Origin of the sequence: Flagellimonas flava, from assembly GCF_050617915.1 — a bacterium.
GTDB classification, from domain to species: Bacteria; Bacteroidota; Bacteroidia; order Flavobacteriales; family Flavobacteriaceae; genus Flagellimonas; species Flagellimonas flava_A.
The window spans coordinates 519,624-539,844 of sequence record NZ_JBODQE010000001.1 but is presented as its reverse complement, the minus strand read 5'-3'; the positions used below and the strand labels follow the sequence as shown (position 1 = coordinate 539,844).

Annotated in this window: 17 protein-coding genes; 5 read left to right on the top strand and 12 right to left on the bottom strand. The window is 41.4% G+C overall.

Annotated features, from left to right (window positions below; all coding sequences use genetic code 11):
* Positions 1 to 209 precede the first annotated feature (209 nt).
* Complete coding sequence (locus ACRHOZ_RS02480) at positions 210 to 2,372, top strand: TonB-dependent receptor (RefSeq protein WP_431121986.1); 2,163 nt, start codon at positions 210 to 212, stop codon at positions 2,370 to 2,372.
* Positions 2,373 to 2,383: 11 nt separating this feature from the next.
* Here the strand turns inward: ACRHOZ_RS02480 and ACRHOZ_RS02475 are convergent, their stop codons facing one another.
* The gene (locus ACRHOZ_RS02475) at positions 2,384 to 2,806 is read right to left on the bottom strand and encodes a DoxX family protein (protein WP_420400150.1); all 423 of its coding nucleotides are present in this window, start codon (positions 2,804 to 2,806) and stop codon (positions 2,384 to 2,386) included.
* Positions 2,807 to 2,943: 137 nt separating this feature from the next.
* Here ACRHOZ_RS02475 and ACRHOZ_RS02470 point away from each other — a divergent pair, with 137 nt between their 5' ends.
* A complete protein-coding gene (locus ACRHOZ_RS02470; protein WP_431121984.1) occupies positions 2,944 to 4,065 on the top strand; it encodes an adenylate/guanylate cyclase domain-containing protein in 1,122 nt (373 codons plus the stop codon).
* Here the strand turns inward: ACRHOZ_RS02470 and ACRHOZ_RS02465 are convergent.
* Positions 4,038 to 4,514 carry a GNAT family N-acetyltransferase gene (locus ACRHOZ_RS02465; RefSeq protein ID WP_431121981.1) on the bottom strand — a complete coding sequence of 159 codons (477 nt, stop codon included), beginning with the start codon at positions 4,512 to 4,514 and terminating at the stop codon, positions 4,038 to 4,040. The genes ACRHOZ_RS02470 and ACRHOZ_RS02465 overlap by 28 nt on opposite strands.
* Positions 4,515 to 4,822: 308 nt before the next feature.
* On the opposite strand from ACRHOZ_RS02465, the gene ACRHOZ_RS02460 reads away from it, so the two are divergent.
* Positions 4,823 to 6,583 (top strand): PorP/SprF family type IX secretion system membrane protein, encoded by a 1,761-nt coding sequence (locus ACRHOZ_RS02460; protein ID WP_431121978.1) that lies wholly within the window; start codon positions 4,823 to 4,825, stop codon positions 6,581 to 6,583.
* A gap of 7 nt (positions 6,584 to 6,590) precedes the next feature.
* Here ACRHOZ_RS02460 and ACRHOZ_RS02455 read toward each other — a convergent pair whose 3' ends face one another.
* From ACRHOZ_RS02455 to ACRHOZ_RS02410, 10 genes are all read right to left on the bottom strand, one after another.
* The gene (locus ACRHOZ_RS02455) at positions 6,591 to 7,229 is read right to left on the bottom strand and encodes a DinB family protein (RefSeq protein ID WP_431121975.1); all 639 of its coding nucleotides are present in this window, start codon (positions 7,227 to 7,229) and stop codon (positions 6,591 to 6,593) included.
* Positions 7,230 to 7,316: 87 nt separating this feature from the next.
* Positions 7,317 to 7,919: an FMN-binding negative transcriptional regulator gene (locus ACRHOZ_RS02450; protein WP_431121972.1), complete on the bottom strand. Its 603-nt coding sequence runs from the start codon at positions 7,917 to 7,919 to the stop codon at positions 7,317 to 7,319.
* A gap of 141 nt (positions 7,920 to 8,060) precedes the next feature.
* The gene (locus tag ACRHOZ_RS02445) at positions 8,061 to 8,957 is read right to left on the bottom strand and encodes a DUF4382 domain-containing protein (protein WP_431121970.1); all 897 of its coding nucleotides are present in this window, start codon (positions 8,955 to 8,957) and stop codon (positions 8,061 to 8,063) included.
* A gap of 164 nt (positions 8,958 to 9,121) precedes the next feature.
* Positions 9,122 to 10,420 carry a DUF418 domain-containing protein gene (locus ACRHOZ_RS02440; RefSeq protein WP_431121967.1) on the bottom strand — a complete coding sequence of 433 codons (1,299 nt, stop codon included), beginning with the start codon at positions 10,418 to 10,420 and terminating at the stop codon, positions 9,122 to 9,124.
* Positions 10,421 to 10,497: 77 nt separating this feature from the next.
* Positions 10,498 to 11,262, bottom strand: coding sequence for a hypothetical protein (locus tag ACRHOZ_RS02435; RefSeq protein ID WP_431121964.1), 765 nt, complete (start codon positions 11,260 to 11,262; stop codon positions 10,498 to 10,500).
* Positions 11,263 to 11,285: 23 nt separating this feature from the next.
* On the bottom strand, positions 11,286 to 11,804 hold the full coding sequence (locus ACRHOZ_RS02430) for a nuclear transport factor 2 family protein (RefSeq protein WP_431121961.1): 519 nt from the start codon (positions 11,802 to 11,804) through the stop codon (positions 11,286 to 11,288).
* 55 nt (positions 11,805 to 11,859) lie between these two features.
* Entirely contained in the window at positions 11,860 to 12,630 is a 771-nt protein-coding gene (locus ACRHOZ_RS02425; protein WP_431121958.1) for a hypothetical protein, read from the bottom strand.
* A gap of 381 nt (positions 12,631 to 13,011) precedes the next feature.
* Complete coding sequence (locus ACRHOZ_RS02420; RefSeq protein ID WP_431121955.1) at positions 13,012 to 13,857, bottom strand: DUF4249 domain-containing protein; 846 nt, start codon at positions 13,855 to 13,857, stop codon at positions 13,012 to 13,014.
* Between the two features lie 4 nt (positions 13,858 to 13,861).
* A complete protein-coding gene (locus ACRHOZ_RS02415; protein WP_431121952.1) occupies positions 13,862 to 16,261 on the bottom strand; it encodes a TonB-dependent receptor in 2,400 nt (799 codons plus the stop codon).
* 246 nt (positions 16,262 to 16,507) lie between these two features.
* On the bottom strand, positions 16,508 to 18,295 hold the full coding sequence (locus ACRHOZ_RS02410; protein ID WP_431121949.1) for a hypothetical protein: 1,788 nt from the start codon (positions 18,293 to 18,295) through the stop codon (positions 16,508 to 16,510).
* A gap of 232 nt (positions 18,296 to 18,527) precedes the next feature.
* Here ACRHOZ_RS02410 and ACRHOZ_RS02405 point away from each other — a divergent pair, with 232 nt between their 5' ends.
* Together ACRHOZ_RS02405 and ACRHOZ_RS02400 are read left to right on the top strand one after the other, a co-directional pair.
* A complete protein-coding gene (locus ACRHOZ_RS02405; RefSeq protein ID WP_431121946.1) occupies positions 18,528 to 19,637 on the top strand; it encodes a hypothetical protein in 1,110 nt (369 codons plus the stop codon).
* 163 nt (positions 19,638 to 19,800) lie between these two features.
* Positions 19,801 to 20,220, top strand: a complete 420-nt coding sequence (locus ACRHOZ_RS02400) for a DUF2141 domain-containing protein (RefSeq protein WP_431121943.1) — start codon at positions 19,801 to 19,803, stop codon at positions 20,218 to 20,220.
* Position 20,221: the final 1 nt, after the last annotated feature.

Here is a 20,221-nt window from a genome sequence, read left to right as displayed (position 1 = left end):
GTGGTTTAAAGGTTGATTAACAGCAACTTAAATTTAATGTTAAAACCACTAAGGTCAAAATCCTGAGTTTATTCTAGGACATTGGCACTTGGATACACCAGTTGAATCAGAGTGTTTCAGTTCGTCCTTGAAATTCTACAATTGGGTACTGCCGATTGGTTTATGAAAAGGCGCAGTGACAATTTTGTGGCATCAAATAACGAACAGTCATGAAGAGTCAACTACTATTTTTTCTTTTTTTATGTAATCTGGCCACTCTTTTGGGACAGACCACCATATCAGGTTTGGTTACTGATTCCAAAAATGATCCTATTGTAGGGGCCAATGTGTATTTGGAAGGTACTTACGATGGGGCATCTACAGGAGAAGATGGCTCCTTTAGTTTTGAAACCACCGAAACTGGAACCCAAACCCTGGTGATTTCCATGTTAACTTACGACCCGCATTATGAAGTTGGCGACGTTAGCTATTTTACGAATTTGAAAATTAGTTTGGCGGAATCCATAAATGCATTGACAGGGGTAACGCTCACTGCAGGAACTTTTGAGGCGGGGGACAACTCCAAGGTATCCGTGTTGAAACCATTGGATATTGTCACCACAGCAGGTGCCGCTGGGGATTTTGTAGCGGCTTTACAGACTTTACCGGGTACCACTACCGTCAACGAAGATGGTCGATTGTTTGTACGCGGGGGAGAAGCTGGAGAGACTCAGGTTTTTATAGACGGTCTTCGGGTGTTTCAACCTTTTAATGCCACAGCGAACAATATTCCCACCCGCGGCAGATTTTCACCTTTTCTTTTTAAGGGAATTACCTTTAGTACAGGGGGATACTCCGCAGAGTATGGCCAGGCATTGTCCAGTGTGTTGTTATTGAACACCACCGATGTTCCCGTCCAGGATAAGACGGATATATCCGTAATGTCTGTTGGAGGAGGAGTAGGACATACCAAAATCTGGGGGGATGAGTCCTTGAGCATCAACACCTCCTATATCAATCTTTCCCCTTACGAGGCCTTGATTCCTTCTGACCAAGGTGTTGAATGGAATAGTCCCTATGAATCCATTTCCGGAGAGGCTGTCTTTAGAAGCAAAGGAAATAAAAGCATGTTCAAACTGTATACTGGATTTAACCATGCCGATTTGGACATAGAACAAGAGGACATCAATTATGATGATTTTGTCCGATTTGGGCTTACGAACAACAACTTATATTTCAATTCTTCCTATAAACACTACTTTGAAAACGATTGGAGCCTGACTACGGGGGCAGCTATTTCTTGGGATACCAATTCCATTGGATTGCAGGAGAATGCCATAGAAACCAAAGAAACGGCTTCACACCTAAAGATAAAAGCCCACAAGAACTTTAGTAGTAGGTTCAATCTCAATTTGGGATCGGAGTTCTTTGCCATGAATTATGATGAAACTTTCAGTACGCCTGAAAACACCACTTTCAACAATGAGTATCAAGATCGTTTGTGGGCAGGCTTCACCGAAGCTGATATTTTTCTTAGCAATCAGTTTGCCATGAAATTGGGGGCCAGGGTAGAGCATAGCTCCTTACTAAATGCCTTTGAGCTAATGCCAAGGGTTTCCCTAGCCTATAAGCCAGGGGACATTGGTCAATTTTCTTTGGCTTATGGGGATTTCTATCAAAACCCACTTTCCGAGGTGGTTAAGTTTGGTCAGTCTCTTGGTTCTGAAAAAACCTCACATTATATTTTGAATTACCAAAGGGTAGGGGATGGGAAGACTTTTAGGGCAGAAGCGTATTACAAGGACTATGATAACCTGATAAAATATGATACGGAAATGCCGCAATTCAACTCAAGCTTTGATAATAGCGGAAGTGGCTATGCTACCGGGCTGGATGTGTTTTGGCGAGATAACAAGAGCATAAGCCAATTGGATTACTGGATTTCCTATTCGTATTTGAATACTGAAAGGGATTATCGAAACTTTGAAGAGCGGGCTACACCCAACTTTGCTCCAGAGCATAGTTTGTCCGTTGTAACCAAATATTTTATCACCAAGCTTCGGTCTCAGGTGGGATTGTCGTACTCCTATGGATCGGGCAGGCCTTATAACAATCCGAACACGGTAGAATTTTTGGCCGAAAAGACGAAGTCTTTCAATAATCTAAGCTTCAATTGGGCCTACTTGATAGATCAACAAAAGATCCTATACTTTTCGGTCAATAATGTATTGGGATTCAAGAACATTAGTGATTATCAGTATGCTAATGCCCCGAACGTGGATGGTATTTTTGACAGGCGCGCCATTACTCCAGCAGCAGACCAGTTTTTCTTTGTCGGTTTCTTTTGGACCATCAGCAGCGATGGTAAAAGCAACCAGTTGGACAATCTATAAATCTACCTTGGTTATTTCTGCATCTTGAGGTAATAGTCCGCCGAATGTTTGCCTGAACCATAGAACAAAAAGAAAATACAGACCAGCAAGGTAATGGTGGCCAATATCAGATTGTTCGTGTTCATTACACCCAAGAAATTGGTCAACACTGCTCCCAAGAGAATTGGGATTTGCGCCAGGGCGGCCCATCGGGTAAGTAAACCAACTACAATTAAAAATCCACCTACAAAATGGGCAGGGGCAATATAGTGTAGTAAAATCATGCCGCCCGGCATTTCCTGAAAGGGTCTCACCACCTCTGCCATTTGCTCATGATTGGTCATGAATTCAACGCCTTTCATAAAAAGAAAAACGCCTAAGGCTACTCTAATAAGATCTAAGGGGTAATAGGTATGGGCATTGGCCCATTTGTTCAATCTTTTAATGGTTCCCATGGCTCTATAATTTATGATGACATCTTTAAGGTACTCATTTTTAATGGGATGTGAAAATTTAAGGCTTTGGTTTTTGGTCACTATTGCGGCCTTGTACGCTCCTTTTATATGTCTATTTTGGAATGCACTATCTTTAGATGACCGTGGTACACCCTAAATACTTTAGATATGCCAAACAGGCATTGTTTTTTGCTTGTATTTGGCTTTTGTTCGGCATTGTATACAGCCTTTTGGAACAGGGAATTTTGGGAAGGGCATCACACTATCCGTCTACCCAAAACATATATGATTTCAAGAGTTCATTGATGTACGCTTCTACGGGCAGTTTTCTCATAGGTTTGGTTCACGGATGGTTAGAGGTGTCCTGGTTGTCTCAAAAGTTTCATAACAGGGCCTTATGGGTCAAAGTGGTATTGAAAAGTGGGTTCTATCTCATTTTTATGTTCCTGTTCCTTACGTTTTTCACCTTGGCGATTAATTCCTATCGTTTCGATGCAAGTCCGTTAAGCAAAGAGGTCTTGGACGGATTTAAAAGCTTTTTTACCACTTTCTCCTTTTGGAGTGTCTTTATTTATATTGCCTTTGGGTTGGTGACCGCCATGCTGTTTGCTGAACTCTCGTCTTATTTGGGTCCCAATGTATTTTTGAATTTTTTGTTTGGGAAATACCACAGGCCAAAACAGGAGACTAGGATTTTTATGTTTTTGGACATGAAATCTTCCACAACCATTGCGGAGCAAATAGGCCATGCCAAATATTTTAATTTATTGAAGGATTGCTATGCCGATATGGGCAATCCGATTTTGGAATGTTCAGGGGAGATTTACCAATATGTGGGAGATGAAATTGTTCTCACTTGGACCGAGAGGAATGGATTATACAAGAATAACTGTATCCGCTGTTTTTTTGAAATCTCAGCTACCTTTCAACAAAAAAGGTCCTATTATGAAGCAACTTATGGGGATGTCCCCGTATTTAAAGCTGGAATTCATATGGGATTGGTGACCACTGGCGAAATTGGGAGTCTCAAAAAAGAAATCATCTACACTGGGGATGTGCTGAATACCACTGCGAGAATTCAAGCAGAGTGCAATACGTACGGCAAAACCATTTTAATTTCAGAACGACTTGTGGAAAAATTGAGCCCGGCAATGGATCCTTATCGAGCATCTAAAATTGCAAAGTTGCAGTTACGTGGTAAAAAGGAGCTTGTACAACTTTATACCTTAAATCAATCTTCCAACACCAATTCCATTTGAATATCACTTCGCTCATAAGGCGAGGAGGCACCAACCATTTCGGTAAAGCCCAATTTTTGGTATAACTGTAAGGCAGGTTTAAGGATACGGTTGCTTTCCAGATAAAGTTTTTTGCACCCAAGGGCTTTGGCTTTATCTATAATGTGCAAACCCAACAATTTGCCAATGCCTTTGCCCTGTGCCTTTGGGGAAACGCCCATTTTGGCCAGCTCAAAATCAAAGTCGTCCCGCGTACTGGGAATCAGAGCGCATACGCCAACAGCTTCTCCATTTAGAAGGGCCACCCCAATGTAACCGCCTTTGTCCAGAATATAAGCTTGGGGATTATTTAAGGAAACACGATCCATTTCCTCCATTTTAAAGTACTTAATGATCCACTCTTCATTAAGTGCCTTAAAGGCAGGTGCATAGACTTCTGAGAATTCTACAATTTCAATGATTTCATCCATAAACATTTCAAGGTGTAAACAATGTTTACATAAAATTACAGCGAAATAATAGAATCAAACCTATTTGGAAATGCATATCAGCATAGAATATTTAGGTAATTCCCTCGTTATTAATCTGTTGAACGTTTAATTATCGTGTAAACCATGCATTTGAACGAGTAAATTGGTTTTTTATCGAGTTAATACGTAATATTACAATTAAGTTAATAGTAAAACTCTTACAAGTATCCCAAATCTTGCTATGAGACCAAACAAAAAACACGCACCTGGGCTTCCCAGGATCTTTAACCTACAAACACCATTTGGCTATGGATGTAAAATTACCCCTATTCTCCAAAGGCAACTATTCATTTCCCCTTAATTGGATATTTCATTTGCTGATTCCCTGTTTGCTTTGCGGCACGCTTAGCGCTCAGGATGGCAACCCTTATGTGAGTTACGATGTACCGTTTCAGAATTTGTTGAAGTTCAATCGTTTTTTGATCAATCCTACATTTTCAGCAGTTCGTGAAGATAAATCCTATGTAAACTTGTTTCATAGAAGTCAAGGAGCAGAGTTTAATGATAACAACCAAAACTACTTTTTAAGCTACAGCGGCCGGATCAACGATCGTGTTGGTTTGGGTGTTAGTCTGTATAACCAACAGGAAGGAGTGATTTCCAATTTGGGGATTATGGCCAATTACTCCCATGGTATCCAGTTGGGCCATAAGAGCAACCTGAGTTTTGGTGTCAATATCCCTTACTATGTAAGTAGTTTTGATCCGGACAGAGCCGTAGCTTTGGATGATGATCCCATTCTGAATGATGCCACCCAGAACTCGATCATCTCCTTTCAACCCGGATTAAATCTTTCTTTGGGAAAATTTGATTTTGGGGTATTTGCCCAAAATTTGGTGGATTATAACATTAGAACAGGTAAGTCTTTAAGTGAGTTCAACGAAAAGACCTTTTCAGGCCATATCCAATTTGCCCATAACTTTAGGAACGGGGCTGGAATTTTCGAGGATGGTCGTCTGCTGCCTTTGGCCAGAGCCAGATTTGAAGCAAACCAGGACCCAATTTTTGGTGGAGGACTGATTTTGGACCTTCCCAAATTGGGATGGCTCCAAGGCGGATATGATCAATTGTATGGGGCTTCTGCAGGAACGGGTTTTAACCTGAATCGAAGACTTTCCTTTGGGTATAATTTTGAAAAGAACCTCAATAGAAACCTGACGCATTTGGGGGTTACCCATGAAGTTTCCATTGCATTCTCCTTTGTTCCAACCATGTCTAGAAACGTGCTGATGGCCGATTCGCAGCCAGAGCAAAAGCCCATTGAAGGAACTTTTGTGGCCGACATCAAGGAAAGCAAAAAGAAACGCAAGGACAAGCTGGACGCCAAAACTACTTTACGTCCAACCAATAAGGAAGATTTAGCATTCTGGGAGGCGCAAGTAAAGGAATTAAAGGAACAGCAAGCGGACAATTATGCCATCATCAATGAGCTGATCTTTAAGATGGACTCTCTGGAAAATAACAGGCAACGCGATTTGGAAATGCGTTTTGAAATGGTCATGCGCATGGTAAAGCGACAGACAGAAAACAAGAGGCCAGACATTGAGGAAATGGCCGAGACGCTCTATCTTGCGAAAAACACAGAATTGGATTCTCTTGCCAATACCATGGAAAATACCACCCTCGCCGTAAATATTGAAAAACCAAAGGAAGTTGCAAAACCCAAACGAACTTTCATTGGAGGTGCTTACAAACCCATAGAGAAATTTATAAGTCTGGATGGGGTAGGCAAGGGCCATTATATTGTTGCCAATGTGTTTAAGAACGAAGGCTATTTAAAGAGCTTCATGGCCGATCTTAAAAAGCGGGGGTTGGATGCCAAATACTTCAAAAACCCGGATAACGGGCTTAATTATGTTTATTTGGCCAAATATGAACAAGACGAAAAGGCCTATGCCGCTTATCAATCCCAAATGAAGGGAAAATATAAGGATGAGCTATGGATTATGCATGTGGACAACCCACGTTATTCCAATTGGGCCGATACCAAGTTTATGGACAACGAATAATTATCAACTAGGCACTTGGTAATCTTTTAATAATAAACTTCATTTGACCTCTGTGATTGGATTCATGTTCACAAACATGGAACCATTTGCAATAATTGTTCGTCGGTTTATTTTGAAAGAATGGTTCTACTTTTTCTAGCCACGCATCGTCCCTTCGTGCAAGTTCTTGATGAGTTTTGTCTCTCACCTCTTCTAGCTTGGAAAGGTAAAAATCAATAGTATTTCCTTTTATTTTTTTCCTTCCTTCTTGTCCCATAGACATTGGAACATCCCATTCCTTTTTTATTTCATCGCTCCACGAACCCCATTCCATCTCATCAAATGTGTTTAACTGATAGTATCTTTCTGTTGCAGCCAAATGTAGTAACATGGCACCAATGGAATTGGATTGATCGTCTATCTGATAATCCAATTGCTCCATTGTTAAATCTTTAACGGTATTGATGACCCAATGGCGCATCATGGTCATAGTGGAAAGTAAAGTTCCAATTTCTGGAGTGTAGCCATCCTTGGGGCCAATAAGATATAAGTCGTTTTTCGTACTTTTTTCCGCCTTAGAACTGGCAAAACTGCTACCTGGAGTAAGGGTAAATCCAGCCGTAACCAAGGCGGAATTTGTCAAAAACTTTCTTCGCGATGATGTCATGAGTGTGGTGTTTGGAATTAACGAGTTGTTTTATAATTACTTACAATATACAAAACACCGTTGTTCCAAACATCTAGAAGAAAAATTTCAAGGTTTCATCAATTTCGCTATAGCATTACTTCCAGGGTCTTGTCTTTCTGATAACTCAGCAATAATCTTAGGATGATCGTGAGGTCGGGTTTGGGAAAGTTTATAAGCCGCCTGAATATCGGTGATTTCAATCTGAAAAGCTACAATGCCCTTCACTTGGCGAAGTGTTTTTGGAGACAGGTCGTTCAAGGAGAGTGGGTTTTTTGAGCCCTTCTCATATTTGTCCACTAATTTATACAGGGATGCCATGGTTTCGTCCTCGTTTAGGACTTTGACTTTTCCGTATACATGGACCGCAATATAGTTCCAAGTGGGAACCTCTTCTTCCTGGTACCAAGAAGAAGACACATAAGCATGTGGCCCGTTGAAAATGCAAAGCACCTCGGTATTGGATTCAAAGGACTTCCATTGCGGATTGGCCTTGGAAATATGGCTCACCAAAATATCCTTGCCCTCTTCTGTTCTATCCAATTCCAATGGGATGTGAGTGGCCCATGGTTTACCATCCACTTGGTTGACTAGGATTCCAAAACTGTTATGATTCAAAAAATCCTTGATTTCCTCGAGGTTTTCGTTCTTGTAGTAGTGGGGTATGTACATTTTAAGTCAGGTGTTCAGTTATAAAGTGCCCAATAAATGAGCAATTCGATTTCACAAGCAAGTTACATTACTGAATCAAACTTTAAAACAAAAAAAGCGGGACAATCCCGCTTTTTAGTATTTCGGTAAGTACTCTTATTGTTAGTTATCCTCCACAATTTTATCGAGTTGAAAATCTTGTATGGTTTTGTTGGCCGCGGCTATTTCCACATCCAAGGTGTCACTGTTCATATAGCCTTCCAAAGCAGCGAACACTTGGTAAGTACCTGCCTCCAATCCCATGATGGTATATTTTCCTTCTGAATCTGTGAAACCTGAAGTGTTTAAAGTATCCGCAGCCATAACCGAGACTTGGGCACCTTCCAAGAATACATCAACATCGTTTTCAATGGAAGATACCAATCCGGTAAGGGTTCCAGCTGTTGACAAATTACACGCTTTGATCACAGGTTTGAAGTTAAAACCGTGGATGCCATCAACAGATTTTGTATTCCCCTTGGCCACGAAGGAACGACTGACATCAAAATCCAACAACAAATCAGCAGAAAGACCACCAACCACGGTGATACCCGGTTTCACAAAGACTTTAATACCCGTTTGTTCTCCGCTAGGAACTTTTAAATCAAATGTTCTTCCATCAGTGAGGACCACATTTACGCCTTTTACATAAACGCGAACCAAGTCATAGGTTCCAACTGGTACTTCAACATTGGCCAACATTTCAGTGGTGCCATTGGTCAGTTCCAATAGATTGACCTCAATTTCTTCTTCCATGAGGGTAATAAAAGGAGAGCCATCGGTGTTCTCTTCATCACTGTCACCATTATCATCAGTTTCCTCATTGTCATCCACCTTTCTCACTTCAACTTTGAAAACGGTTACATTGGCTTCAGCCACCATTTCAAATGGAAATGGCGCATCCGTTAATTGAAGGGTTATTCTACCCGTGCCATCGGCATACGGATTGGTTTCACTTTCGCAGCTTACCATCAGAAAGGTAAACATCAAAATTGCCAGGAAATAAAGCTTAGTGTTCATATTTATGGGGTTAAAATTATGCAACGTATTGAATACTAGTTCTTAGTGCTGACTTCAAAGATGCCAAGAGTATCGCAATTTCCTTGGGAATTGGGATAAATTTCGATGAACTACCCTGATTTAATTCCAATTTCCTACAAAAATCAAAGTTAAAACAACCTAGTTTACGGATTTTTAAAGGGTTGTTTTTGTTTATAGGTTAGTGAACGCCATAACCATTCTGCTGGACCAAACTGAAAATATTTGAACCAAATAGGGCTATAGATCAATTGGAAAATCCAAATTCCACCTACAATATAATAGAGTTCATGCCGCTCTAGTTGTCCGAAAAGTGAAAAACCAAATCCATAGAAAAGAAATGCAGCTATAATACTGTGCACTAGGTAATTGGTCAGGGCCATCTTGCCTACCGCGGCCAGTGCTTTCTGTAGAAAGCCCAAAATTCCCGATTTAATAAAGAGCATAAATAACCCTACGTGTCCCATAGTGGTGAAAAATCGGCCTAACTGATAGGTCAATCCAGCCTTTGAAATAGACATTACATCAAAATTGGAACTTACACTCAAACAGGTTTCATAGTAGTTCACGGATAAACCTATAAGATAGCCTACTGCAGCCATAATTAAGTAAAATTTGCTGGTACGTTCGCCATGGAAAATCCGCATTTTAAAGAAGGCCATCCCAATGAGCATAAAACTTGTAAGGTCCCAGGGCCAATAACGGTATACAAACCAGGTCTGAAAAAGTTGGTTGGTTTTTACTTTACTTTTTACATTGGACCAATATCCTTTTTGACGTTTTTCAATTTCTTCGGATACCTGCTCAGGTGTTCGTTTTTTCTTTTTCTTTTCCCATTTTTCCAAAGCAGTAGTTTGATCTTTGGAAAGTGAATCACCCTGTTTTTGAATTGCCAAAGCTGCCAAACCTTCTGTTTGGGTCTTCAAATCGTTTTGATAATCAGAATAGTCCCAAAGCGAACCGAGTAACAATAGTACCAGCCCATAGATGATGAGTTTTTTTGAGCTTGTATTTCTAAAGGGGAATAAAAGCAGTCCGAAAATGGCATAGGGATATAGTATATCCCCTTCCCATAGAAAAATATATACGTTGATGATACCAAAAAGGAGAAGCCATAATAGTCTTCTGTAATAAATATCGGCAGTGGCTATGCCTGCCCCTTTTTTTTCCAGTCTTGATGTTAGTAAAATGACTCCAGCCCCAAAAAGTAAGGTAAAGAGTCCCCGCATTGTTCCTTCAAAGAGCATATTGTTTGTAATCCAAACATAGAGATTTGCACCTTCAGATCCGCCAGCGATTGTGGGATCGCCATAAGCAAAGGGCAGTCCCATGCCATTTATGTTCATTAACAAAATACCTAAAAGGGCTATTCCGCGAATAACATCCAAGGAATTAATGCGGTCTTTTTTTTGTGTTGGTTGATAATTTTGGTTGGAAGAATTCATGTCTTATAGTTGGTTAATAAGGTTGATGCAAAAAAAGTAGGAGCATTTAAATGCTCCTACTTCATTACTTCTATGGTCTACTGGCGATCGGCGGCTTGCACTGAACCGTCGGTACCACTAAGATCGGGCCTAAAGGCCCAAAGCTCTTGAACGTCGGAATGTGTAGTATCCCCAAAAGCTTTTAAAAACTCCATAAAAGTACCTTCCCCGTGAACTTCTTCGTACCACTGTGGGAATTTATCCTCTTCGGACATCCAGGAGCTGCTGTCAAAAAAGTTGACCCAGGCCATATCCTGGCCATCCGTATTGTTGAGTTCATTAAAATAAACACCCCATTGTGAATCGGCATCCTTGGTCTTGAATACTTTGGTAACCTTATCCAAAAGTCCCATGAATTCACGGCCCTTAAAACGTTTGATATCCAACATGAATACCGCCAAGTTTTTAAGCTTAAAATCCCTGGTAAAATTGGATCGGTCCGTATCAAACTTCCAATAGGTCACCGTAGCGTCCGAAAGGGCGTGGGCTGCCACGTTTGCATTCCAGTCGTCATTGTGGCCATTTTCGTTACCTGGAGCATTATCCATGGCACTCCAGGGATTGGGTCCCATACTCCAGATATATTTGCCGAAATTCTTACCACTCATTACAAAAAACACATTGGCTTGGAAGGCTCCATCGGAATGGAACTTTTTGTTGTGGGCTGCCAATCCCGCCTCAAATTCAGAGATTTTTTCTGGGTTGGCCGTGAGCATCAGGTTAGTGAACATACCATACTCCTGGACTTCCTGCGCAGATACCATAAAAGGTACCAAAAGGGCAATTAAAATTAATTTTTTCATTGTGTGTTGGTTTATGTTAGTATTTATTCTTCTCCTTGTTCTGCCGCTTCCTCAGCCGCTTTGGCCGCAGCAGCAATTTTCTGCATTGCTAGAACAGCTTCGGTAGGATCCCAGTACCCAAATTCCCGTACAATTTTTCCATCAACAAAACGATAGGTCAAGTGTACAGGTATCTTTAATTCCTGGCCGTTGGCGGCAAGTGTACCCTCCCAGTCTAGCCAGCAATTAACCCAGGTTTCACCATCATCGGTGACAACCATTTCAAACTCCTGGCCTTTTTCGGCAAACCCGCGACTTGAATAGTTGGGGTCGTTTTCCTTGTGAAAATCCATTGTTTCTGAGGGATTCATTTGTGCAGAGGAATTGTAGCGAGTTTTTGATGTATCGGCATACATACTGGTGTCATAGCTTTTGCTATCATAGTTGGACAATAATTGTTTGACGGTGTCAATCTCAGCTGAGGATTGTGTATACCTGACCGGACCTTGGTTGCAGGATACAAATAGGGCAATAACACAGCCCAATGCAATTAGTTTTTTCATTGTTGTTGATTTTAGTTAAAAGAGACCTAGCGACTATCGCTAGGGTATTGGATTTTTACTTGGGGGAATAGGCAAGGTCTGGCCTCATTTTTCCGGTAACCTCCTCCATTTTGGTAACATGTTTCATGACTTTCCCATAGATGGCCTGGGCTTCAGGACCCAATAATTTTTCATTGGCATCACCCATCATTTCATAGCTGACCCCATCTTTGGCTGCAATGGCCACCATATAAAAGCTTCCCATGTTTCCGAAACCACTTCGGTATACCCTGTAATGCGTCTTGGAACCTTTGTCCTCATACATCTTTTTCACGGCTTGCATTCCTTCTTTCATGCCTTTCATGCCCGCTGGGGTGGTGTGCAAATAGTAAAAACGGCGGTAATCCTGTCCCTCTGGGGTTTGGGTGATTCCATCAGGCATATAGGAAAGACTCTTATCCAAGATGATAACATAGTCTCCATGGGCATCGTAGCATTTGCCCATATCATCAAATAAGGTGTCAAAGGCTTCTTCGCCCATTTTATCCCGTAGGGTGCCAAATCCTTTATTGGCCTTGGAGATGTCCGAAAGGGAATCGATGGGAGATACAAAGAGGTATCTAAAATCATCGGATTGGGTGGAAATCCAAGCCAAAGTTTGAATGTTGTGCTTTTTGCACTGATCTGTAAGTTCCTTGCTTACTTTTTCATACTCCATCACCATAGAGGGCTTAACACGGTCCTCATGGACCCAATAGGCCTGCGTGGTTTTTTCCTGGGCTAGAGCCAAACCGGAAAATGCGAATGCGGCCAATGCCACAAACAGCTTTCTTTGTAGTGTTTTCATAAGGTTGAAATTAAATGTTGCTATTATGTTGAATTAGTCTCGAAGAATGAAAAGCTACAACTTGCTTAATTTCAACCAACATGTGTCCACCTATACATTTGCAAGTAAAGGATCTGCGTATAAAGGGGAACGGAGGGAATAGGGGGCGAGTAAATGTTAAATTCCCAACTCTTTAATATAGTAAAAATCTGGTAATGAAGGGCTTAAATAAGGAATAAATTGAGGATTCTTAGTCAAAAGAGACAAAAAAAGATTGTTTTTCCTACGGTTGGAATACTAATTTATCCCGAATAGTACATTGGAAGTATAAAGAATTGAGGAACAAAAAACCCCAAGGCCAAAAGAGAGCTTTGCACCTTGGGATTCGCACCAACCAAAAAACTACTCAAACGTAAAAGTGTCCTGTACCATCTGGGTGACCCTGAAGTACCCGTAAGGGGCATTGCTGGAATCATCCAGGTTTATACAGTTTCCGACAAGCGCAACCGGGGTTGCACTAAATGGGTCACCTGCGCTGTCAAATTGTTCAATAAGCAATTGCATATAGTTGTAATAATCCTCGGATACACCCAAAAGCTTAATGTCCACAATATCTCCTGGTTCAAACTCCCTAATGTTGTTGCTCTCGTCCTCTGTCTTTTCGTAATAGAAAGTGGCCTCGTTACCATCTATAAATTCGTCCTTTATATCGAAAAGTTCAGGAAGCACATCGTTTCTGCTTTGAAAGCGGAGGTAATAATAGTTCTCTATACCTTCGGGATCTTGAAAGGAAACATTGACTTCCAATGCTTCGTCATCCTCACCATCCTCTTTGGATTGAAACACTTCGGAGATATCGGATACAGGGAACAAGGTTTCCGTTCCCGTATAGCGTTCCCCATTGTGCGTGATATTCAGCGTATATGAATTTTCTAGAATTGGGATAAAGCTGGAGGTGGTGTATCTACCATCGTTTTGGTCTTCAAAATTGAAAATGGTCCCAGTATCATTATTGGTAACGGTTACCAGGGCCCCAGTAACAGGGGATGGTGTTTGATTGTCATAAAAGGTGGTTGAGTTACTCAATAAAATGGTCTGCTCGTTACCTGCAGTTCCTTTTTTCCAATCCAGGGATGCTTCAATGGTCAATCGGATGGGGCCTTCAGGGACATCCACTTCAATGACATCCGTGCAGGATGTCATCAAGGTCGCCAAAGCGGTCAATGCAATTATATAATAGGATTTCATGTTGTTAGAATTTAAAATTATAGGTTACGGAAGGCACTATGCCAAAGATGGCTGTACGGGTTGCTTCATTGGCCCCGGTCTCTACATTTTGACCAAAGGAGATGGAAGCCGCGTTCTTTCGGTTAAAAACATTGTAGATGCCAAAGACCCACTCGCCCTTCCAACGCTTATCCGGCCTTTTATTGGGTTTGTATGTGGCCGAAACATCCAGTCGGTAATAGTCGGGTAGTCTGTCCGCATTTCGTTGGGAATAATTGGCAATGGAAATACCTTCATAAATGTATTGCCCATTGGGATATGTTACGGGTCTACCGGTTTGGTAAATGGCATTGGCTCCAAAGCTCCATTTATCATTGAATCGGTAGGCTCCGGTAACCGAAATGTCATGCGTTCTGTCAAATGGGGTATTGTACCAGTCCCCATTGTTTATACCAGGTCCACCTGCTTTGCCACCAAATGTTCTTTGTTCGGACTTGGAGAGCGTGTAGGAAATCCATCCGGTTAAATCCCCCTCATTTTTTCGCATTAGCAACTCCAAACCGTAGGCACGGGATTCTCCATTTAAAATTTCAGTTTCTATGGTATTGTTTCCAATCAAATCGGATCCATCTATGTAGTCAATTCTGTTATCCACGGTTTTATAATAGACCTCTGCTTCCAATGAGTACGTCTTGTCCTTAAAGTTTCGGAAATATCCCAATGCGTATTGATCGGATAACTGTGGTTTGATGTATTTTCCGCTTGGCGTCCACACGTCCAATGGAGTTACCGATGAGGTGTTGGACAATAGGTGGATATACTGCGCTGCTCGGGAATATCCAAGCTTCACTGAGGAATAATCGTTTAGCTGATACGCCAATGAAGCTCGGGGTTCCAAATTGGAGAAAGTTTTGATGCTCTCGCCCTTATCAAAGCTAATTTCATCAATAGGGTCGGTACGTTGATATATACGCAAGGTGTTGTTATAGACCAAAGGTTGGTCATTGGCATAGAGAGACAATTTTTGCCCACCCATTCGGTTAAAATGACTAAACCTAACCCCATATTGGGCCGTTAGCCGATCAGTAAGTTTATGCTCTGCGTTAACGTAGGCGGCACTTTCCAAGGCAGCTTTTTGCTCCAGTTGCAATTCATTTATCGCAGAATCAGGTCCTTTGGGTTTTATTTGCCCTGGATCAAATTCGTATTTGAGGGTGCTTACCCCAAAATCCAATTTAAAGGCATCGCTGAAATAGTATTTGAGATCATACTTGGCATTGTAATTTTTGATGGAGGATATCCAATCAAAGGAAAAATCGTCAATGGACAACTCGTAGTCGTACTTACTATAAATAAGGGACAGGTTTGAGAAAAGACGGTCGTTGAAGATATGGTTCCATCTTAGGTTACCTGAAGCATTGCCATAGCTACTGCTGAATGAGCCTCCAAACTCAAAAACATCCCTTCCAAAATAACCGGAAAGAAACAACTTGTCATTTTTACTGAGGTTGTAATTGGTTTTGAGGTTGAGGTCATAAAAGCTCACACTGTTTTGTTCGCCAGCAAGTTTCAAAAACAAATGGGCATAAGAACCACGGCCCGCGACAAGGAAAGATCCCCTGTCATTGAACATAGGTCCTTCGGCGGCCAATCTGCTGGAAATAGCCCCAATACCACCTGTCAGTGCAAAGTTCTTGCTGTTCCCGTCTTTTTGGCGCACATCAAGAACGGACGATACCCTCCCACCAAATTTGGCTGGGATTCCCCCTTTATACAATTTAAGGTCTTTAACTGCGTCCGCATTGAAAACCGAGAAAAAGCCCAGCATATGCGAGGTGTTATAGATAATGGCTTCGTCCAACAATACCAGGTTTTGGTCCACAGCGCCACCTCTAACATGGAAACCACTGGAACCTTCACCGTTGCTGGTAACCCCAGGCAATATTTGCAAGGATTTAATAACATCCACCTCGCCCAAAACCACGGGCATCTGCTTTACTGTTTTAATATTGAGCTTGGATACGCTCATTTCAGGTTTTCTGAGGATGGCCCTTTCGGGTTCTTCGGCGGTTACCTCCACTTCATCCAATTGGGTGGAGAATTCCTCAATTTCCATGTCCATTTTTAAATTCTGGTTCAGTTGGATGGGCATGGAAATTTCTTTGTACCCCATATGGGAGAACACTAAGGTGTAATCTCCAGCTGGGGCAGTTAAGGAATAGAATCCATATTCATTGGTAATGGCACCAATGGTGGTTCCTTCCAGAAAAATGGACGTACCAAAAAGGGTCTCCCCATTGATTTTGTCGGTAACATTCCCACTGATGGTAAAATTTTGCTGTGCTTGGATGCTGAGACCGCCCAATAAAAGACATAGTCCGGTCCATAACCAGGGCAGCCTAAGCCTTCCGGTTTTTTGTTTCATGTTTTTTGATTTAATGAATTATGTAAATCCCTTTTTAGGATTTGTTTGCCTTAAGGACAGGGGTGGGTAGGAAAGGGTTGCATCAATGAAATGTTAAATGTTGTGTTTTGAGAATTATTAACTCAGTTTAAGGGTATATCTAATTGATATTGAATTGTTTAATGGAAAGGGAGTTGTTAAAGAAGATTGTTATTAAACAAAAAAGGCCCCATTTTGGAGCCTTAAATATTTAGTTGTTTGGTAAGGTTAATTGCAGTTTGGGGGAAGGTATCGATGCGTATTGGAACCCACCCCATAAAAGGCTCCATTGGCCATCAGAATTATCTGCTCAACGATGGAACCATTGGGCATTCTTGATTTAACGGCTCCTTTATAAACAGTATACATATGGACTCCTGTCACTTCATGATATTTTTCATATTTGCCAACGTATCGACATGAAAATGGTGTTTCTTTCCAATTGGATCTAACAGCTTCTTTTTTAGCTAATGCCAAAATTGATTTAGAGTAACTGTTGATTACACCAGAGGTTGGGCCGTAGTTGTTTTCACCACTATTGCAAAATGGTTCCCAGCTATTTTCTGTAATTTTCAATTGAAGCTTACCGGAAGTCGCCATCAATACTTCCAATGGAAATTTGTTTTCACTCTCAGGGTCAACTATATTGTAGTTCACCGCCCATTTTTGAATCTCGAGGGTATGTTCTCCAATTTTGGGATTTTTGCTGGCAATCCCCTCAAAACCTTCTCTATATGCATCCTGTGCAGGGCCGTTGGGTTTGAATCCAACTTCTTGATAACTTGTGGCCTCATTGACAATCTTCACATCTTCGGCTTTTGTACATCTAAAAAAATCTTGCCCCACTTCCTCTCCATCAAATAGAATTTTGGTTCTAATCGCAGCTCCTATTTTATCTACTGGTGGATAACCGGTAAGTTTAAGTAACTCCATGGGCGTTCTGTTATTTTCCATAACAGTACGAAACCATATGGGCTGACCCAGAGTTAAAGAGGTTGTGAGTTTTACCTCGGCAGCTCCTGTTTGTCCATTCTCTCTGCCATTGATAAAAATAGGCCCCTCTGTCGACACTAATATTTTCCCAAGGTTATTTTTGATAAATGGATCTAGATTAGCCTCTTCCACATTTTTTTTAGCTCTTCGATCTGCCAGTTTTTCTAAACCATTGCGGTCGAGATTATTGCTTAAAAAAGCCATTGCCAAAATATCCTCACCATTCAATACCGCAAATTGATAAAATTCGATGTTACCGTCGGCGTCAGGACTTGGAATAATAACACCATTTCCAAAATTCTTTATTTCAAAAACGAAATATTCTGAATTTTCTTCACCTGCAGGAGAACTCATGGTACCCTCAAGTTGCCCCAGGCTTCCTTCTAAGGTGAAGGATTGAGTATTGGTTTCTCTACCATATTCTACGGAACCATCAACAGTAAGTTTATCCCAAATACCTGTTACTGTATAATCCCCCTGCTGCATTAAAAAAAAACCACTTTTCTTTTCCTTAACAAACTCTTCGGCTTTTGCAAGTTCGGCTTCAAGATTTGAAGTGTCACAATTAGGGTCTCTATCTTTTATTTGCTTTAACCAAACGGTTTTCACTTGTTCGATTGTTGCCTCCATTTCTGGAATTGAAGGTTCTTCCACACCTTCTTGGGGGTTTAAAAATTTCCCCAACTGTTTATAGGCCGTTCTAAAATTGGTGGTGGCACCCTTGCAGTCTTCTTCTGGGGTTAAGCCACTTATTGTAGGTTTGGGTGGGTTAATGGTACTACCCTGTGGGGATTGACCCTTACTTGCAGCAGACGAAGTTTTAATGGAAGGTGCAGTTGTTTTTTCAGTGCGGGGAAGCTTCCCCGTTTTTTTGGTGTTGGTAACGGCCTTCTTGGCTTTCCTTTCTTCAGTTTTAACCTTATTGGATACTTTTTTTCCCAATTTTCCCAACTGGGCCTGGGCATTGGGGATGCTTCCTGCAGCTAGGAAAAGCATAAATAGGATGAATGATAGTTTTTTCATTGGATGCATGATTTTGATTAGGGAGGAATGTTACGTGTAAATTTTTGGATAAGACCCTCACATTTGATGGATAAGGTATTTGAGTTTATGAAACCCCCTTTTGAATGGACAGAAAAGATTTTGGATGGATGAATTTGGTGTTCGTACGGGTGACAATGTCGTTCAGCTAAGAATCAAATGAATACCCAAAAAGTTTGGTTAAATTCAAGCCGAATAACACAAAAACTTTCCAATGAAGCGACTTTTGCCCATACTGATTATGACCATTCTGCTTGTGTCATGCGCTGAGAAATCCAAGATCCCCGTGTATGCTTGGCTTGGGGGACCTGGAGATGCGACCGATGCCGAAATTTCAGCCGAATTCAAAGATCTTAAAGCCAAGGGAATTGATGGGCTTATGTACAATGGGGGGCATGATCCAGCTACTTACAAAAGAGTGGGCAAACTGGCCAAAGCTGAGGGAATGGAATTCCACACTTGGATTCCTACCATGGTACAGGGCAAAAATCCCAAGTTAAAAAAGGAATGGTATGCTATAAACGGAAATGGGGAATCAGCTTTTGATAAACCAGCTTATGTATCACACTATACCTTTTTATGTCCGAACAAGGAAGGGGTCTACAACTTTTTGGCCGATTTATACGGAAGCGTGGCCGAAGTGGAAGAGGTAGATGGAATTCATTTGGATTACATCCGGTTTCCCGATGTGATTTTGGCCCGCGGTCTTTGGGACAAATATGGATTGGTTATGGATCGGGAGTTCCCTCAATTTGACTACTGCTATTGTGATCAATGTACCTCTGATTTCAAGGCAAAATCCGGAATTGATATAAAGGAAGTAGAAGACCCATCCCAGGTAACGGAATGGCTACAATATCGTTACGACTTGATTACCAGTATGGTCAATAGACTTACAGAAGTGGTGCATTCCAAGGACAAAAAAATCAATGCAGCAGTATTTCCGGGACCGTCCATTTCCAAAAAGCTGGTGCGGCAAGAGTGGAACAACTGGAATTTGGACGCCATTTATCCTATGAATTACAATGATTTCTATTTAGAGGGGCCTGAATGGGTCGGTGAAATGACCAAGGAGGAAGTAGCCGCCGCAAAAAATGGGGCTCCAGTGTACAGTGGTCTCTTTATTTGCCCAAATCCTGAAAAGAAGGGTAGCGAAAAAGACCCGGAAAACCACGGATTGCTTCCCGAAGAAATTGGGACAGCCATCGCAACATCCATGCAAAATGGTGCTGCGGGGATATGCCTTTTTACCCCAAGGAGAATGACAGATGCGCATTGGGAGGTTTTTGAAGAAGCCATCCATCAAGATTATAGCCAACGTTAGTTTTCATATTTTCAATTGGTATGCCCGATAGTTTGCTGAGCTATCGGGTTTTTTTATTCCCACCTACAATCCATCCGCTGATTCATACAATTCAGTCATTCTTTTTGTGCTTCAAAAGGACTTAGATCCAATTTTGGGGTGTAAATCATAAAAACGAAAAGTGATGAAATCAGCAATCTTAAGCTTTGGAATGATACTCTGTATGGTTTCCATTGGCTCTGGACAGTCCACTGCCACAATAAAGGTGCGGATACAAGATATTGAAAGTGACGAGGGCATGTTGCGGGTTGGGCTATATGACTCGGCCCAAAATTGGTTGGAAAAAACCTTCAAAAGCAAAAGCAGCACCATTATGGATGGTAAATGCGAGCTTGTTTTCGATGATGTTCCGTATGGGGAGTATGCTATTTCCGTGTATCATGATGAAAACAACAATGGTAAAATGGATAAATACCTCGGTTTTTATCCCAAGGAAAATTATGCCTGTAGTAATCAGGCTCCAGCTAAATATGGCCCTCCGGAATGGAAAGATGCCAAATTCATCATCAATCAAAAAACGAATCAGCAACTTATAAAACTATAAA

What these genes read in the sequence shown, in the direction of transcription:
- ACRHOZ_RS02465 (WP_431121981.1), bottom strand. Translation starts at nt 4,514, where the DNA reads ATGGATGAAATCATTGAAATTGTAGAATTCTCAGAAGTCTATGCACCT.
- ACRHOZ_RS02415 (WP_431121952.1), bottom strand. Translation starts at nt 16,261, where the DNA reads ATGAAACAAAAAACCGGAAGGCTTAGGCTGCCCTGGTTATGGACCGGA.
- ACRHOZ_RS02405 (WP_431121946.1), top strand. Translation starts at nt 18,528, where the DNA reads ATGAAGCGACTTTTGCCCATACTGATTATGACCATTCTGCTTGTGTCA.
- ACRHOZ_RS02430 (WP_431121961.1), bottom strand. Translation starts at nt 11,804, where the DNA reads ATGAAAAAACTAATTGCATTGGGCTGTGTTATTGCCCTATTTGTATCC.
- ACRHOZ_RS02455 (WP_431121975.1), bottom strand. Translation starts at nt 7,229, where the DNA reads ATGACATCATCGCGAAGAAAGTTTTTGACAAATTCCGCCTTGGTTACG.
- ACRHOZ_RS02445 (WP_431121970.1), bottom strand. Translation starts at nt 8,957, where the DNA reads ATGAACACTAAGCTTTATTTCCTGGCAATTTTGATGTTTACCTTTCTG.
- ACRHOZ_RS02450 (WP_431121972.1), bottom strand. Translation starts at nt 7,919, where the DNA reads ATGTACATACCCCACTACTACAAGAACGAAAACCTCGAGGAAATCAAG.
- ACRHOZ_RS02470 (WP_431121984.1), top strand. Translation starts at nt 2,944, where the DNA reads ATGACCGTGGTACACCCTAAATACTTTAGATATGCCAAACAGGCATTG.
- ACRHOZ_RS02435 (WP_431121964.1), bottom strand. Translation starts at nt 11,262, where the DNA reads ATGAAAAAATTAATTTTAATTGCCCTTTTGGTACCTTTTATGGTATCT.
- ACRHOZ_RS02480 (WP_431121986.1), top strand. Translation starts at nt 210, where the DNA reads ATGAAGAGTCAACTACTATTTTTTCTTTTTTTATGTAATCTGGCCACT.
- ACRHOZ_RS02420 (WP_431121955.1), bottom strand. Translation starts at nt 13,857, where the DNA reads ATGAAATCCTATTATATAATTGCATTGACCGCTTTGGCGACCTTGATG.
- ACRHOZ_RS02440 (WP_431121967.1), bottom strand. Translation starts at nt 10,420, where the DNA reads ATGAATTCTTCCAACCAAAATTATCAACCAACACAAAAAAAAGACCGC.
- ACRHOZ_RS02400 (WP_431121943.1), top strand. Translation starts at nt 19,801, where the DNA reads ATGAAATCAGCAATCTTAAGCTTTGGAATGATACTCTGTATGGTTTCC.
- ACRHOZ_RS02460 (WP_431121978.1), top strand. Translation starts at nt 4,823, where the DNA reads ATGGATGTAAAATTACCCCTATTCTCCAAAGGCAACTATTCATTTCCC.
- ACRHOZ_RS02425 (WP_431121958.1), bottom strand. Translation starts at nt 12,630, where the DNA reads ATGAAAACACTACAAAGAAAGCTGTTTGTGGCATTGGCCGCATTCGCA.
- ACRHOZ_RS02410 (WP_431121949.1), bottom strand. Translation starts at nt 18,295, where the DNA reads ATGAAAAAACTATCATTCATCCTATTTATGCTTTTCCTAGCTGCAGGA.
- ACRHOZ_RS02475 (WP_420400150.1), bottom strand. Translation starts at nt 2,806, where the DNA reads ATGGGAACCATTAAAAGATTGAACAAATGGGCCAATGCCCATACCTAT.